The 14,963-nt window shown below is 44.6% G+C and carries 12 protein-coding genes and 1 riboswitch; of the genes, 6 read left to right on the forward strand and 6 right to left on the reverse strand.

Annotation, left to right across the window (positions count from 1 at the left end; all coding sequences use genetic code 11):
- Nucleotides 1-144 precede the first annotated feature (144 nt).
- The 4 genes from mukB to cmoM all read right to left on the reverse strand — a co-directional run bounded on the left by mukB (nt 145) and on the right by cmoM (nt 7,637).
- Entirely contained in the window at nt 145-4,605 is a 4,461-nt protein-coding gene (gene mukB / locus FLM53_RS02410) for a chromosome partition protein MukB (RefSeq protein ID WP_176680135.1), read from the reverse strand.
- Entirely contained in the window at nt 4,602-5,408 is an 807-nt protein-coding gene (mukE, locus tag FLM53_RS02415) for a chromosome partition protein MukE (protein ID WP_017631172.1), read from the reverse strand. Before mukE ends, mukB begins: the two co-directional genes overlap by 4 nt.
- Complete coding sequence (gene mukF, locus FLM53_RS02420; protein ID WP_176680136.1) at nt 5,389-6,726, reverse strand: chromosome partition protein MukF; 1,338 nt, start codon at nt 6,724-6,726, stop codon at nt 5,389-5,391. Before mukF ends, mukE begins: the two co-directional genes overlap by 20 nt.
- Nucleotides 6,727-6,851: 125 nt before the next feature.
- The gene (gene cmoM / locus FLM53_RS02425; protein ID WP_176680137.1) at nt 6,852-7,637 is read right to left on the reverse strand and encodes a tRNA uridine 5-oxyacetic acid(34) methyltransferase CmoM; all 786 of its coding nucleotides are present in this window, start codon (nt 7,635-7,637) and stop codon (nt 6,852-6,854) included.
- A 115-nt stretch (nt 7,638-7,752) separates the two neighbouring features.
- Between cmoM and elyC the strand changes: the two genes are divergently transcribed.
- Nucleotides 7,753-8,601, forward strand: coding sequence for an envelope biogenesis factor ElyC (gene elyC / locus FLM53_RS02430; RefSeq protein ID WP_176680138.1), 849 nt, complete (start codon nt 7,753-7,755; stop codon nt 8,599-8,601).
- A 219-nt stretch (nt 8,602-8,820) separates the two neighbouring features.
- Here the strand turns inward: elyC and torR are convergent, their stop codons facing one another.
- The gene (gene torR / locus FLM53_RS02435) at nt 8,821-9,534 is read right to left on the reverse strand and encodes a two-component system response regulator TorR (protein ID WP_017631175.1); all 714 of its coding nucleotides are present in this window, start codon (nt 9,532-9,534) and stop codon (nt 8,821-8,823) included.
- A 286-nt stretch (nt 9,535-9,820) separates the two neighbouring features.
- Here torR and torD point away from each other — a divergent pair, with 286 nt between their 5' ends.
- The 5 genes from torD (at nt 9,821) to FLM53_RS02460 (ending at nt 13,956) form a co-directional block, all read left to right on the forward strand.
- Complete coding sequence (torD, locus tag FLM53_RS02440; RefSeq protein WP_176680139.1) at nt 9,821-10,468, forward strand: molecular chaperone TorD; 648 nt, start codon at nt 9,821-9,823, stop codon at nt 10,466-10,468.
- A gap of 314 nt (nt 10,469-10,782) precedes the next feature.
- The gene (purR, locus tag FLM53_RS02445; protein ID WP_176680140.1) at nt 10,783-11,787 is read left to right on the forward strand and encodes an HTH-type transcriptional repressor PurR; all 1,005 of its coding nucleotides are present in this window, start codon (nt 10,783-10,785) and stop codon (nt 11,785-11,787) included.
- 170 nt (nt 11,788-11,957) lie between these two features.
- Nucleotides 11,958-12,043, forward strand: a riboswitch (cyclic di-GMP riboswitch).
- A gap of 127 nt (nt 12,044-12,170) precedes the next feature.
- Entirely contained in the window at nt 12,171-12,761 is a 591-nt protein-coding gene (locus FLM53_RS02450; RefSeq protein ID WP_176680141.1) for a TfoX/Sxy family DNA transformation protein, read from the forward strand.
- A 133-nt stretch (nt 12,762-12,894) separates the two neighbouring features.
- Nucleotides 12,895-13,575, forward strand: a complete 681-nt coding sequence (locus FLM53_RS02455) for a TVP38/TMEM64 family protein (RefSeq protein WP_176680142.1) — start codon at nt 12,895-12,897, stop codon at nt 13,573-13,575.
- A 63-nt stretch (nt 13,576-13,638) separates the two neighbouring features.
- Entirely contained in the window at nt 13,639-13,956 is a 318-nt protein-coding gene (locus tag FLM53_RS02460) for a DUF2007 domain-containing protein (protein WP_017111051.1), read from the forward strand.
- Nucleotides 13,957-14,088: 132 nt separating this feature from the next.
- Here the strand turns inward: FLM53_RS02460 and FLM53_RS02465 are convergent, their stop codons facing one another.
- On the reverse strand, nt 14,089-14,886 hold the full coding sequence (locus tag FLM53_RS02465) for an alpha/beta fold hydrolase (RefSeq protein WP_176680143.1): 798 nt from the start codon (nt 14,884-14,886) through the stop codon (nt 14,089-14,091).
- Nucleotides 14,887-14,963 lie beyond the last annotated feature (77 nt).

Here is a 14,963-nt window from a genome sequence, read left to right on the forward strand (position 1 = left end):
GGAAAACGTTAAGTTGAAGGTAAAGACCATTTTAGGAAGGCAAGTGTAATCAGGGAGATTAGATTTCAGATATTAAAAAGCCCCTACCACTGTATATAAAGTGAATAGGGGCTTTGAATAGGTATTAATGAATCAGCTTATTGCTTACTGCTCAGCTTCTTCAATCAGCTCTTGCACTGGTGATGCAGGTTTGTTTTGTGCAAAACCTCGCAGACCAACAACGTGTACATGTTCATGATCTTTGAAGACCTTACGTACCAGTTTGTAGGTTGTGCCTTTCTCTGGGCTGATGTTTTCCGGTGCTGCAATCAGAAGCTGCATACCTAGACGGTCACACAGTTCAAACAGTGTAGAGATAGACTTCGCATCCAGACGTGCTGCTTCATCAAGGAACAATAAGCGACATGGAACAATGTCTTTGCTACGAAGTCGACGAGACTCTTCTTCCCAGCTCTGAACAACCATCAATAGGATAGATTGACCAGTACCGATCGCCTCACCGGTAGATAGAGCGCCCGATTCCGCTTGTAACCAACCATCAGAGCCACGGTTAACTTCAACACTTAGCTCTAGGTAGTTACGGTAATCCAGTAGCTCTTCACCTAGAACTTGAGGAGAACGTTGACCCATGTCGATGTGTGGGTTCACACGTTGGAACAACTTCGCCATTGCTTCAGAGAAGGTGAAGCGAGTCGTCTCGAACAAGTCTTTGTGCTGCTCTTGCTGAGTCGCTAGACCTGATAGCAAGATTTCGTGACTTTCACGGATCTTAACATTCAGACGTACGCCCTTAACCTGACCAAAGTAAATGTTTGATAGACCTTGGTTCAGCATTCGAATACGGTTCTGCTCACGCTGAATCGTCTTCTTGATAATGCTTGCTACCGACTCAGAGCTGATCGCTAGGCGGTTTTCACGCTGGGTCAGTTCTTCTGTTAATCGAGCTAGCTCAACTTCCATCTCTTCGATTGCTTCAACCGGATCATCCGTATGAATGATGTCTTGGCGAATACGCTCGCGAAGATGTTGGTAAACCGCAATGTAGAACAGAACCTTACGCTCTGGATGTGCGTTATCTTCCGATAGACGCAGCGAATCACGTAGGTCGTCATTATCAGCCACAGCCAGACGCAGCGCACCCAGTGATTTATCCGACATTGAGCGAAGTTCGCCTGCCGTTAGGTAAGCCAGCTCACGCTTGTGTAGACGACGTTCAACGTCATTCTCACGAGCCAAGCGAAGTACTGAACACCAGCCTGCTTTTGCTGCAACCACAAAGGTACGAAGCTCTGTGTACTCTTTCTGTACTTTCTTAAGACGCTTAGCCAGCGCTTTCATCTCAAGTTCAGTCGAGGTAATCGTACGCTCGTATTCACTCTTACGGCTACGAGACGTGTGTAGACGCTCTTGTAGCTCGTCGCGACGACGTACAGCACGTTCTTCAGCGCCTTCATCAGCGTTAACACCGAACTCTTGAAGCTCTTGCTTGAACTCTTGAACCGTCTCTTGCTTCGCTTGGTGCGAGCTCTTCAGTGCTGCTAATACTTGGTTGTACTGGTTCATCTGCTCGCGAGCTTGCTTCAAGCCATCACGACCTTTCGCTCGTGCTTGTTCCGCTTGAACCAGTTTCGCTTTCAACTGCTCGCTCAGTTCGCTGCTCTTGTTAAGCAGGTCAACAGAATCAGCGTAAGCAAAGTAGTGACGACGTTCAATCAGATCAGACAGTGCGAACACTTTGCCTTTTAGCGTTTGCAGAGCGTTATCTGCTTGACGGTACTCCGCTTCTAAAGCTTCGAATTGCTCTGGGTCAGCATCGAGTGCAGAAACAATTTGCTCTAATGAAGTAAGCGCTTTGCCATGAGTGTTCAAGTAAGACTTAGCTTCGCTTAAACGCTCTAGTTGTGCTTCTAGTTCAGCAAGACGCTCAGCTAATGTTTCGTCTTCAAGAATACGAACCATAGGTGCCAGTTTGTCTAACGCACCAAGTGCTTGCTTGCTTTGTAGAAGCTGACTGCGTTGCTGCTGCTCTTTAGAATCTAGCTCTGCCAGAGAACGAACAATTTGGTTACGCTTATCACGAATAGACGCTAGCGCCTGTTCTGGATCTGCGTTGAACGCAACGTGCAGATGCTTCGCAACAAAGCTGTTGAATGCTTGGTATAGACGATTCAGTTTTTGTGAATCAAACGCTGCTTTGGCGTGATTCTCAACAACTACATCACGCTCTTCACGTAATTTCTCAAGGCGTTGTTCACGAGCCGCGCGACCAAACAGTGGAATCTCAGGGAAGCGAGAGTAACGCATTTGGCGATCGTTCAGTTGAACGCACACCGCGCCTTCTAACTCGTCCGCGTTGAATGAGCTGTCATCAAACGCGTCTACATCACCTTCAAGGATGTAAAGGTCTTCAGGACAATCATCAAGATCAATCAGCTTCTCTTTGATGCCATCAAGATCAGACACCACAATCGCGTGACGAGCCGGGCCGTACATCGCACTGAAGTAAGGTGCATCACCAATCGTGATATCGTCGTAGATCTCAGAAAGCAACACGCCACCAAGCGTATCCGCTAGGCCTTTCAGGCGAGGATCGTTAGAACCACCTGGAGATGCTAGACGCTCAATTTCTTGCTCAAGTTCAGCTCGGCGAGTTGCCAGTTGATCTTTAGCAACCGCTTGAGATTTTTCGTCTTCAAGCACTTGCTGCATTTGAGTCATTACCGCTTGGCTATCTTCTAGTTCAGCTTCGGTTTGATCTCTTAGTGCTTCAAGGGCATCGTTTGCCGTGATCCAAGCAGGAGCAATAGACTCTAGCTTTTGAATCTCTTGATCGTGGTTTTGTTGCACACGACGCTGTTCACTTTTCGCTTCACGTAACTCTTCTTGAGCATACTCAAGCGTTTCGATCTGCATTGCATGACGTTCGCGCTCTTCGTCGAAAACCGCTTCATCAGTCAGTGAGATGTTGTGTTGCTTTTGGTATTCAGTCGCAAGCTCTTTTGCTTGACGCTGCTGCGCCACATCACGAGCCATGTCGCGGTGCTGAGCACGCCATTGCTGTTCGTTCTCAACAACGTGTTTTGCGTTACGACCTTTTTCTAGAGCTTGCTTAGCACTGTGAGACGCTTCTTTACGTTCAACGTCACCAACGATGCTCTTAACCAAAGACAGTGCTTTGTCGAACTGTGCAGAAGCTGCAGAAGACATGTCTAGCTTGTGCTTAGTAGACAGTAGCGTCTGCGTGCTTGACTCTTCTTGTGCTTTTAGCTCAGAAACCAAGGTTAACGCGCTTTCTGCAGTAATAGATTCATCACCTAGCAACTGCTTGGTTTTCTCTAAAGCTTGAACGGCTTGCTGGTATTGAAGTGCACGAGTCTGCTGAACATCCAACGCTTGTTGGTAATCAGCAAGCTGAGTTTTCAGGCTATCCACTTCTTCTTCAGTAATGGTTGCCTGCTCTTCCGCAAGAAGTACACGTTCTTGAGCTTCTTCAACCACCATCATCTGCTCTTCTAGACGCTCATTAAGCTCTTCTAGATCTTCGCTGTAACGAGCAATTTTCTCTTGCTGGCGAAGTGCAGTTTGAACCAATTGAAGATGATCCGAAGCCGCTTGGTAATCTTGCTCTAGCGCTGACTCTTGATCCACCAGCAGCTCGAGTTCTTCTTGGACACGATTCAACAGGTTGTTTTGATCAAGCAAGGTTTCGCGAGAGCCAAACAGTTCACCACGGAACTTCATGGTTTGATCTAACTTGTTGCGACGATCGTTAGCATGGCGCATGTAGTCCGCAGCCACGTAGTTCGTTGATTCAGTGATCAAGTGTTTGAACAAGTCACGATCCGACTGAGTTGTCTTGATCGCTTCTAGCGTCATGCGGTTCTCGCGCAGTGCCGATTCCATATCTTGGAATGCTTTCTTCACACCACCGTTTTGCGGCAGAAGGTAATCACGTAGAGAACGTGTAATCGCACTTGAGATACCACCGTAAAGTGATGCTTCAATCAGACGGTAGAACTTAGAACGGTCGCTGCTGTTACGAAGTTTCTTCGGTACTACACCGTACTCAAACATCTGTGAGTGATAATCAACAATCGAAGAGAATGCTTTAAAGTGCGCACCTTCGTATTGTGCAACTGCAGCTTTCACATCGTTCAACTGACATACACGAGCGTGGCTGTCTGAAACGTTCTGAATCAATACATCCGTTGGTTTCACATGGCTAGGAAGGCCTTGGATAACAAACGGCTTGATGTCTACTTTCTTGTCACGACCCGCAACTTGCTGCAGTTTTACTGCAAACAACAGGCGTTGATTACGAGAGTTAACAACATCTAGCGCTGCATAACATGCGCCAGGCTGAAGCTTACCGTAAAGACCTTTATCACGAGATGACTGTGAGCTACCCGCTTCCGTTGTGTTACGGAAATGCAGAAGGCTTTGGTCAGGGATAAGTGCCGTGATGAATGCCGCCATTGTGGTCGACTTACCTGCACCGTTACCGCCAGAAAGCGTTGTAACCAATCCATCAATATCAAAAGTACGCGCGAAGAAGCCGTTCCAGTTGACCATGGTTAATGATTGATACTTACCTCTTTCAATCATGCTTCACCTTCTACTTTTGTTTGTTCGCCGTCGTTTGACTCAAGGTCAAAGTCAGCTTGATCGTTAAAAATGTCTTGTTGACCGTTTTCGTCTACGCCTGCATCGACTTCTGATGCGGCTTCAGCTTGCTCTTCATTTAACAAGCTGCCTTGGTTAGGCTCTTGAGTATGCACCACAGCTTCACCATCACGGATAAGACGCAGTTGAGCTTCTTTCATGTCATCGCCAACACGTACGTCAGCACCAAAGCGGAATACCGCTTCGCTGATACGGAATTTGCCCGTCTCACCAATCGCAATCAACATGCCGATACGACGTAAGCGACGCAGAGAAGTACGCACTTTTTCAAACAGTTTCTCTTTGTCTAAGTCAGAACCCGACGCACGGTTGGTTGCTAACTTCATGAGTTTTTTCTCATCCGCTAACGACATCAACTCATCAAATAGTTCTTGGTTAGTGAAAATACCTTCGTGTGCTAGACGCTCCGGGCTTAGGTACAAGAAACACAATACCTTACCAACAAGCATGTCCAGCTCAGACAAAACACTACGACCGATTAGCGACGTAGAACGCGGACGCAGGTAAAAGAAGCCTTCTGGCGCTTTCACAAGCTCGGTGTTGTAGCGTTGGTAGAAATGCTGAAGCTCAACTTCAAAGTCAGAAAGTAACGCGTGGTTATCTAAGTCTTCTGTTGAAATATGCTTACCTGAACGCAGCATGCTGTCTAGCGCAGGGAACAATGGGTTCGCTATCGCTTTTACCAGTTTCTCTGGCATGTAATCATCAGTACTTGTTAATGACATTTGCTTGTACCTTTGCACCGAAATCGTTGATTGCCTGCCAATCTGGCTGAATAGCCTGATAGTCAGACTCTGAGTAACCTAAGCGCACGGCTTGGTCGACAACAATTCTGGCTAAATCAAAATGGTGTGTGCGAGGGTGTGCCGCGAGGTAATCGCGTAGCACAAGGCCAAGATCAATTGGCGCACCTTGCTGTTTGTGAGCTTTTAACATCTCTGCAATTCGGTCTGAAAGCAGATCATTCACTTGCTCAAATTCTTCGTATTCTACGTCGATTGGTGCTTGGCCCATTACTTCGTCATCACGAAGTACCAAGGCTTCATCACGCAAATCGGTAAGCTTTTCAGCATCGGCGTAGGTCAATAACCAAGGCGCATCAAAGTAGTCGGTAACCGACTGACGCAAGCGTTGGCTAAAGGCACGGTTTTTATCCATATCAATCGCGGTACGGATAAACTTGTGAACGTGGCGGTCATAGCCGATCCACAAATCGATCGCTTGCTGACCCCAACTAGTGATTCGATCGAGCTTCATCTGCAAGCCGAATAGGGTTTCACCAACGAACTCGAGTTCGTCGTCACCGTAAACAATTTCTTGAATATCGAGGATCTGTGTTTGCAGTTCATCACCCGCAGCTTGCAAGGTGTCTTGCAACTCTTTTAGCGTGGAGGAGGTTTCTGATAGCAAGGTTTCACAGTTGTTGATCGCTTCTCGCCAATCCTTATTTAAAAGGTCGGCAATTTGCTGCTTAACGGTTTGCTGCTGCTCATCCATCACACGTTGGTTAAGATCGATCTGATCGAAAATTTCACCAACAGAATACTTGAGCACGCCGTAAACGTTCTTTCTCCAATGTCCTGAAGTTCCGCCCTTCTGCGCTGCTTCAATAGCTTTCGCCATCTCGTCCGCAACCATAGAAAGCTGGATAGACAATTTTAGTTTTGAGAACTGACGGTGGCGTAAGTAATAATCCGAGATACCAATCGCTAATGGCGACAAGCGGTAAATGCTCGCACCATCCGTGATTTCGCTAGTAAAGCGGCTAATCAGCTTCTGTTTAACCAACTCATTGATGGCGTTGTTGGCACGAAACGCAGACGCTTCGCCAGTATCTTCAAACAGTCGAGTGACGATGGTAAATGCATCGTGCAGTTCACCTTCGCCCAACTCTTCATCGAACCTTTCATTGCTTAGTACTGCGATAGCAATCAAAAATGCTAGGCGCTCTGGCGGCAAGTTTAATGAAAAATCATGCTGCTTGACCCAGCCCACCAACTCATCAATTGGCTGCTCTTCGGCAGTTTGAGTCATTTCACTCATTGTGGTTCCTGTTACTGTTCTTCGTCATATCGAACATGTTAGATATGACGCCTATTTCTTTATGACGCGGGCTTCTTACGATTGCATAGCGCATGTTGTGGCTTCTTTTACCACATTCACCGCTGTTATTGCGCAGGTTTTTGAGCCCAAACGTGAATATAACGGCCTAGTGACAGATATGGCTCTTGGCGACATAGCTGTTTTTCTAGTTCCAATACATCTTCAAATTGGTAATCGCCCATGTACTCCATATTACCTATGTAGTCACTAAAGGAGCGAATGCCTGATTTACCACAGATTTCTAGACCAGCGTCTTCAATCCATTGATAAACCTCTTCTGGCTTCAAGCCTTTTTGTGGTTGCAGCTTAAACCGTTTTCGATGTGGCATCCCATTCAATACATGAGGAATGTTGCCACAAATCACATTTTTCAGGACTAATCCGTGGTGGTTGTAAAACATTATCGAGGCAACGCCACCCGGTTTGACTTGTTCAAGCAACAAATCAAGCGCCTCTTTCGGGTCGGCTAACCATTCCATTACGGCATGAAACATCACCACATCGACTTTCTCTTCGAGATGCTCTGACACTTTTTGCACTGGAGAATGGATAAATCGATACTGCTCTAACAAACCCGCTTCGTTGATACTTTCTTCGGCAAGCTTAAGCATCTCAGAAGAGAGATCGCACAAAGAAACCTTATGACCAAGTGCCGCAATTTTTTGCGACATCTGTGCCAACCCGCCCCCAGCATCAAGCACATGCAGCGGTGACGCTGAATGCTCAAATTTGCTCAAAGCTTGTTCTAAATCTTCCCATACGATGATCTGACGGATCTCTCCTTTGTCAGAGCCGTAAATATTTTTTGCAAATTTGTGGGCAATATCGTCGAAATTACGGTCTTCAGTCACGGCTACTTGAGTTATTATGTCCTATCGTGCCTGCTATTCTGTCACAGGAATTTCAGGAATAAAGAGGCGATGTCTCTTTTTACTACTAAGTGATGTTTTTTCGGACTATTCGGATATGTTTGAGCTGAAAAAAGTAGTGTCTTCACTATTGATGCCACTGCCAGCAATGTTAATTCTCGCTTTTCTGGGCTTAGCCCTAGTGATGTTTACTACCAAAAGGAAGACTGGTTGCCTAATTACCCTTTCAGCCCTCTGTGGTATTTTCCTAATCGCTTTCCAGCCAGTTTCTAGCCAACTTTTAATGCCAATGGAAAGGCAACACACCGCTTTTTTACCTGTCGATGAAACCGTCGATTACGTTATGGTTCTCGGAAGTGGTCACGTCGTAGACGACCAGATTCCACCGACATCTGAACTTAGCCGCACAGGCCTGATGCGCTTGAGTGAAGGGATTCGTATTCTGCGTCTTTACCCTGGTGCCAAGCTTATCTTGTCAGGCTACGGCGCTGGCACTGAAGTAAGTAACGCAAGAATGATGGCCAAGGTTGCCCTAGCCCTTGGTGTTGCAAAACCCGACATCATTTTGCTTGAGACAGCAAAAGACACTTGGGAAGAAGCTCGCCAAGCTGCCGCGTTTGTTAAAAACAAAAAGATGGTATTGGTGACATCTGCGAGCCACATGACTCGTGCGCTGAATGAATTCCACGCTGCTGGCATGAAACCATTGCCTGCACCGACCAACTACCTTGCACAAGAAGGCATTGTGGAACCTTGGAATAAGTACATGCCTAAAGCGATCTATCTAGAACAGACAGAGCGTTACTGGCACGAGACCATGGGATTGGTTTGGCAAAGCCTACGTGACTGGCTAGACACCAGTAACGATATTTCGGAAGAGCCAATTGTTGTTCCTGAGCCTTCGAGCTTGATTGAGGAAGACGGTGAAGTTTCTGCAGCGCAGTAGACTCAAGCTGATGTTTATCTCTGTCTTATGTTTATCTCTGTCTTATGTTTAACTCCGCCTAATGTTTAAATCAGATTATTGGCAGGCAGAATCTTAAAACAATTCGTAGGCTGTCAGTTCGCTAACGACAACAGCTAGGCAATAAAAAAGCCGAGACATCATTGATGTCTCGGCTTTTTCGTTCATATGTCGTTGCTGACTAGAAAGTCACGAGGAATATTAGTCACCAGCGAACATGTAACCTTCACCGTGAACCGTCACAAAGATTTGTGGGTTCTTAGGGTCGAATTCCATTTTGGCACGCATGCGACGAATCAGTACGTCGATCGTGCGGTCATTCGGTGCGTCCACTCGATGACTGATCATATTCAGAATACGTTCGCGACTTAATACTTGGTTAGGGTAAGAAGACAAAGCCACCAACAGTTCATATTCAGCTTTAGTCAGCTTCACTGGCTCGCCATTTTTGCTTAGCGCACGACGAGGAATATCAAATGTCCACTCACCGAAACGAACCACAGACTCGTCTGATGTTTCTTCTACTGCGCCAGCTGCCGTTTTACGAGCGGCAGAAATACGCCAAAGTAGGTTTTTAACTCGAACCAATAACTCGCGAAGTTCGAAGGGTTTAGTAACGTAATCGTCCGCGCCCATTTCAAGGCCAACGATTTTGTCGATGCTATCCGTGCGTCCAGTAACTAAAATAATTCCAATGTCTGATTGACTGCGTAATTCGCGAGTTAGCATCAATCCATCTTCGCCTGGTAAGTTGATGTCCAGCATAATGAGGTCAACGTTGTTTTCATCTAACACGTTTCTCATTTGAGCGCCGCTTTCTGCTTCGCTCACGGTGTAACCTTCGTTCTGGAAGTATCCAACCAGTTTACTGCGGGTTACCACATCATCTTCTACGACTAATACGTGATAGCTCATCTACACCACTTTTCTTATTTAATAGTTTCAGTAACTATTCTATTCATAACTAGTAACAATTCTAGTGTTACAGAAGATAAAAGCCAGAAAGATGAATCTTTTTTGATACAAGACAATCTTAAACCTTGCTATTTATCGCCCATCGCAATTCAATATAGGCATTACTACTAACGAGTAACTTTGCGTTTCGCAAATAACCTTGTTATTCAGCCTTGGTGTTTATATCCCAAATCTCTTGACGATATTGAGTATACAAACGCCGCAAGACTAAATCAGGATCCAAGAAATGAAAGATACGAAAGCGTTCAACGAGCAAAGAGCAGAAATCTACTGGTGGCTATCAAGCTTATTCGCCAAAGAGCTCACTCAAGAAGAACTCGATCACTACCACTCTGTTGAGATTCGTTCTTTCCTAACTGGTTTAGGTGAAAATGAAACACTAAAGCCATCGATTGATAGCTTAGTTGACGCGCTAAACCGTCTGCAAACACGTGAAGACGCTCAGCTAGAACTGTCTGCTGACTTTTGTGACCTTTTCTTAAAGACAGATAAACATGGTGCCCTTCCATACGCTTCTATGTACATCGGTGAGACTGGCCTATTAAACGATAAGCCTGCAAAAGAGATGGAAGAGATCATGGCTAAACACAATTTAGTGGTTAACCAAGACCTGAAAGAGCCAGCAGACCACATTGCTATCGAACTCGATTTCCTTGGTAACTTGATCATCCGTTCTAACGAAACAGAGCTTGAAGAAGAGCTAGAGAAGTCATTTGCTATTCAACAACAGTTTATCGAGCAACAACTCTTAACTTGGGTACCAAAATTCAACGTTAAATGTCATGACGTTGATGAATTCGGTTTCTACGCTTCAGTCTCATCTCTGCTACTCGCATTCTGTCAGTTGGACACTCAATATTTAGCTGGTGAATAGCTTATTAGGCGACTAAGTAAATAAATTCAGTAGAATGTGACAATTCACCCGGATTTCTGGGTGAATTTTATTGCGAGTAATTTCTAGTCAGTCTAAAATTGTGACCGCAAACGATAAAATATGAAACATTCACGAAATGCTATGCTTATTAAAGTTCAGAGCATTTCGGTGTTAAGACAAGCCGCTCATAGCGGTTTTTTGTTTTTTAGCACTTTAGTACCCAAAGAGCCCTACAAATTTAAGCTCTTAGTTAGGTAGCTTAACGGCTACTTCATTCCGTACTTTGGGAAAGTAGCTTCTAATAGGATAAAACCATGGCCACTATAAAAGATGTCGCTCGCTTAGCCGGCGTATCAACAACAACCGTTTCTCACGTAATCAACAAAACACGTTTTGTTGCAGAAGCGACTCAAGAAAAAGTAAACAAAGCCGTAGATGAACTGAACTATGCACCAAGCGCGGTTGCTCGTAGTTTGAAGTGCAATACAACACGCACTATCGGCATGCTTGTTACTCAATCAACCAACTTATTCTTCTCTGAAGTTATCGATGGTGTTGAGAGCTACTGCTACCGTCAAGGTTACACTTTGATCCTGTGTAACACGGGTGGTATCTATGAGAAGCAACGTGACTACATTCGAATGCTTGCAGAGAAACGTGTAGATGGCATCTTAGTTATGTGTTCAGACCTAACTGAAGAACTAAGAGAGATGTTAGATCGTCACGCTGACATCCCTAAAGTTATTATGGACTGGGGCCCAGAGAGTTCTCAAGCTGACAAGATCATCGATAACTCTGAAGAAGGTGGCTACCTAGCAACCAAATACCTTATTGAGCGCGGTCACTCTAAGATTGCTTGTTTAAGTGGCCACTTAGACAAAGCCGCCTGTGTAGAACGTATCGCAGGTTACAAACGCGCACTCAACGAAGCTAAGATTACTGCTGATGACAACATGATCATTGAAGGTAACTTCGAGTGTGATACTGCTGTTCTTGCTGCAGAGCAAATCGTAGAAATGAAAGATCGCCCAACAGCGGTATTCTGTTTCAACGATACAATGGCACTGGGCTTAATGAGCCGACTTCAAGAAAAAGGCATCCGTATCCCTGAAGATATTTCAGTGATCGGTTACGACAACATCGAACTGGCTGAGTACTTCTCTCCACCGTTAACAACGGTTCACCAACCTAAACGTCGTGTTGGTAAGAATGCATTCGAGATTTTATTAGAACGCATAAAAGACAAAGATCACGAGAAGCGTGTCTTCGAAATGCATCCTGAGATTGTTGAACGAAGTACAGTTAAAACGTTAAATTAATTGATAAAACGAGTTTTATTTCATTAAGCGCACCTTTGGGTGCGCTTTTTTTATCAACAACTATAATGAACCTATATGCACAATAGAAAGATCATTAATTGAAGCAATATCACATTTTGAAATAACAAGTGTGAGCCTCATTCAACAAAAACTTTATTCTATTCAATCAGTCACGCACAGGGCAAACCACTTGAAAAAGTGGGACGCAAAGCTTCCGGCCTAAACCACTCGTTGGTATGGTAGCGGGGTTACCGATGGCAAAATGCAGTAACTACTGACAATTTAGTAATTTACAGCCTATTGACAATTTAATTGCAACATTTTGCTAATCTCTCGGACCTGCTTATTTGGTGGCGTAGTTCAAATACACCGAGATAAATAACATGGATAAACCGATACTAAAGGACTCAATGAAGTTATTTGAGCCCCTAGGAAAAATTAAGTCACGCTCAATGTTTGGTGGATTCGGTCTTTTTGCTGATGACACTATGTTTGCTCTGGTTGTTAATGACCAGCTGCATATACGGGCAGACAAATGCACAACGAAGCAATTCGAACAACAAGGGTTTCAACCGTACGTCTACAAAAAACGTGGTTTCCCTGTCGTTACTAAATATTTCGCTTTGCCTGAAGGCCTGTGGCAAGACCAAGAGAAAATCTTGGAACTTGCAACGACGTCTCTGGGTTTCGCTAAAGAAGAAAAAGCTGAACAGTCTTCTGCTAAGCCAACTCGACTCAAAGATCTGCCGAATCTTCGACTCGCTACTGAGCGTATGTTGAAAAAAGCAGGAATCGATTCCGTTGAACGTTTATATGAATCTGGCTCTGTAAACGCCTTTAACGCCATCAAGGAATCGCATGCGTCCTCTGTCAGTATTGAATTACTGTGGGCGCTAGAAGGTGCGATCAATGGAACACATTGGTCTGTTATACCGCAGCAGCGTCGTGAAGAGCTTATCAATCGCGTTAATTAACTTTGTCAGTTCAAACTACTTATATAACTAAGCCGCATTTTTTGCGGCTTTTTTTATATCTGCTGAAAGTTAATCTATGCTTTGCCTGTCTATCTATACTAATGGTATGCATTGAAAATTAGAGGAAGTATCAATGAGTAAGAAAATGATATTGGGTATTGTGTTGGTCGTAACCATCATCTTGTTAGGCGTCAATTTTGGCCAGTACCTAACGCTTGAAAACGCCAAGGCCCAACAAGCCGTTTTGAATGACTACATTGACAGCAACTTTATTGCCGCCGCTGCTATCTATTTTGTTGCTTACGTAATGATCACTGCTTTCTCAATTCCTGGTGCTGCGGTCGTCACGCTCTTAGGGGCTGCACTGTTTGGCTTCTGGAACAGTTTACTGCTGGTATCTTTCGCAAGTGCTATTGGTGCAACCCTCGCCTTTTTGAGTAGCCGTTACCTGCTACGTGATTGGATCCAAACCAAATTTGGTGACAAGTTAGCAACGATTAATAAGGGTGTAGAAAAAGACGGGGCATTTTACTTATTCTCGCTTCGCCTAATTCCTGTATTCCCGTTTTTCCTTATCAATCTACTAATGGGTTTAACCCCAATGTCGGTTTCTCGTTACTACATTACGAGCCAAATAGGCATGCTACCTGGTACTGCTGTTTTCTTGAATGCTGGTACTCAACTCGCAGAAATTGATTCACTTTCAGGTATCGTTTCACCTTCAGTACTACTATCGTTTGCATTGTTGGGTGTATTCCCAATTATTGCCAAATGGTTGATGAGCAAATTTCGCTCAGCACCTGTCGCTGACTAACGTGTATAACTGAATAACGTATACAGCTGACTAACACCTAAAGCCGAATAAGGTTCTATCTCAATGAAAATCTTCAGTGCATCGAATCCAACAGAAGCCCATATCATCTGTGGATTGTTAGAAAGTGAGAATATTGCGTGTGAAGTCCGTGGTGAAGGTTTGTTTGGTTTAAAGGGGGAAATCCCATTTACCGAAGAAACTGACCCTTACGTATGGTTATATGAGCCAGAATTGGCTAGTAAAGCCCGCACTATTGTCAATGACTACCAAAAACAGCAAGATTCGATCATCTATGAAGAGTGGCGTTGTGGTGAGTGTCATGAAGTTAATGAAGCACAATTCGGTTCTTGTTGGCAGTGTGGCGCAGCCTCTCCTGAATAATACCTCATGACAACAACCTGAGATTCAGTCAGATACCTCCTCCAAATAAAAAACGGGAAGCTAACTTAGTTAGCTTCCCGTTTTTTATTTCAATTCGATTTAACTCTCGGCTTAGAGAATGAACCTAGAAGATCACTGGATTTGTTTTTGGATAAACTCGATAGAATGTTGATTGAATTCTTCAGGGTTTTCGACATTACACACGTGACCGCAGTTTGCGATTTCAACTAGTTCACTCGACTCATGCGCCTCAACCATTTCTTTAACGGGCTTGATGAACATGTAATCACGTTCTCCCATCAAATAGAGAGTTGGGATTGGTAACTCTCTATCTTTGAAATACTTCATCAGAGGGTTTACATCAGCCGTCAGGATGAACCAGCGTTTAAACTCTTTTTGACAAAGCTTTTTGGCTTCGCGGATAAACAAGTGGCGCGATTCTTTTTGGCTTTTCTGCGGCATCACAATGTAAGCAAACAGGCTATAAAGCCACATGTAAGGAATGATGTGCTTACTCAGGTTACCGAGTTTGACCAACACTTGCGAACGAGTGTTGAGTTTGGTTACCGCCCCACCAAGTACCATTGAGCGAACACGGCCTGCTGCTAGCTCTGCAACGTTACGAACGATAATCGTCCCAAGAGACATGCCCACGAAGTGTGCGGAACGGATTTTGAGGTGATCTAACACTTTAAGAATATCGAGCGTGACCGATTTGAACGTATAGCGATTCGAAATCAGCTCTTTAAGTATGTTGTCTGATTTACCATGCCCTCTCAGGTCAATGAGAAGCAAGTTGAAGTGCTGCTTATACGCTTTGATCTGCTTAAACCAGATAGAGGAGCTGCCTCCTGCGCCATGCACAAATACAACCCACTCATCGCTCGTAGGGTGAGTAAATGTTTTATGAAATAATAAACTGTCAGACATACCTATCGCTTTAATTATTAAAATGGAGCTATGCCTCATCACGAGGCGATGACTAAGGATATCACGCAATTAAGAAC

Origin of the sequence: Vibrio sp. Scap24 (assembly GCF_013394185.1) — a bacterium.
In the GTDB taxonomy this organism is placed as follows: domain Bacteria; phylum Pseudomonadota; class Gammaproteobacteria; order Enterobacterales; family Vibrionaceae; genus Vibrio; species Vibrio pomeroyi.

Excerpts from the sequence above, each read along its gene's own strand:
- mukB (WP_176680135.1), bottom strand. The coding sequence starts at position 4,605 with ATGATTGAAAGAGGTAAGTATCAATCATTAACCATGGTCAACTGGAAC.
- mukE (WP_017631172.1), bottom strand. The coding sequence starts at position 5,408 with ATGTCATTAACAAGTACTGATGATTACATGCCAGAGAAACTGGTAAAA.
- mukF (WP_176680136.1), bottom strand. The coding sequence starts at position 6,726 with ATGAGTGAAATGACTCAAACTGCCGAAGAGCAGCCAATTGATGAGTTG.
- elyC (WP_176680138.1), top strand. The coding sequence starts at position 7,753 with ATGTTTGAGCTGAAAAAAGTAGTGTCTTCACTATTGATGCCACTGCCA.
- torR (WP_017631175.1), bottom strand. The coding sequence starts at position 9,534 with ATGAGCTATCACGTATTAGTCGTAGAAGATGATGTGGTAACCCGCAGT.
- torD (WP_176680139.1), top strand. The coding sequence starts at position 9,821 with ATGAAAGATACGAAAGCGTTCAACGAGCAAAGAGCAGAAATCTACTGG.
- purR (WP_176680140.1), top strand. The coding sequence starts at position 10,783 with ATGGCCACTATAAAAGATGTCGCTCGCTTAGCCGGCGTATCAACAACA.
- FLM53_RS02450 (WP_176680141.1), top strand. The coding sequence starts at position 12,171 with ATGGATAAACCGATACTAAAGGACTCAATGAAGTTATTTGAGCCCCTA.
- FLM53_RS02455 (WP_176680142.1), top strand. The coding sequence starts at position 12,895 with ATGAGTAAGAAAATGATATTGGGTATTGTGTTGGTCGTAACCATCATC.
- FLM53_RS02460 (WP_017111051.1), top strand. The coding sequence starts at position 13,639 with ATGAAAATCTTCAGTGCATCGAATCCAACAGAAGCCCATATCATCTGT.
- FLM53_RS02465 (WP_176680143.1), bottom strand. The coding sequence starts at position 14,886 with ATGTCTGACAGTTTATTATTTCATAAAACATTTACTCACCCTACGAGC.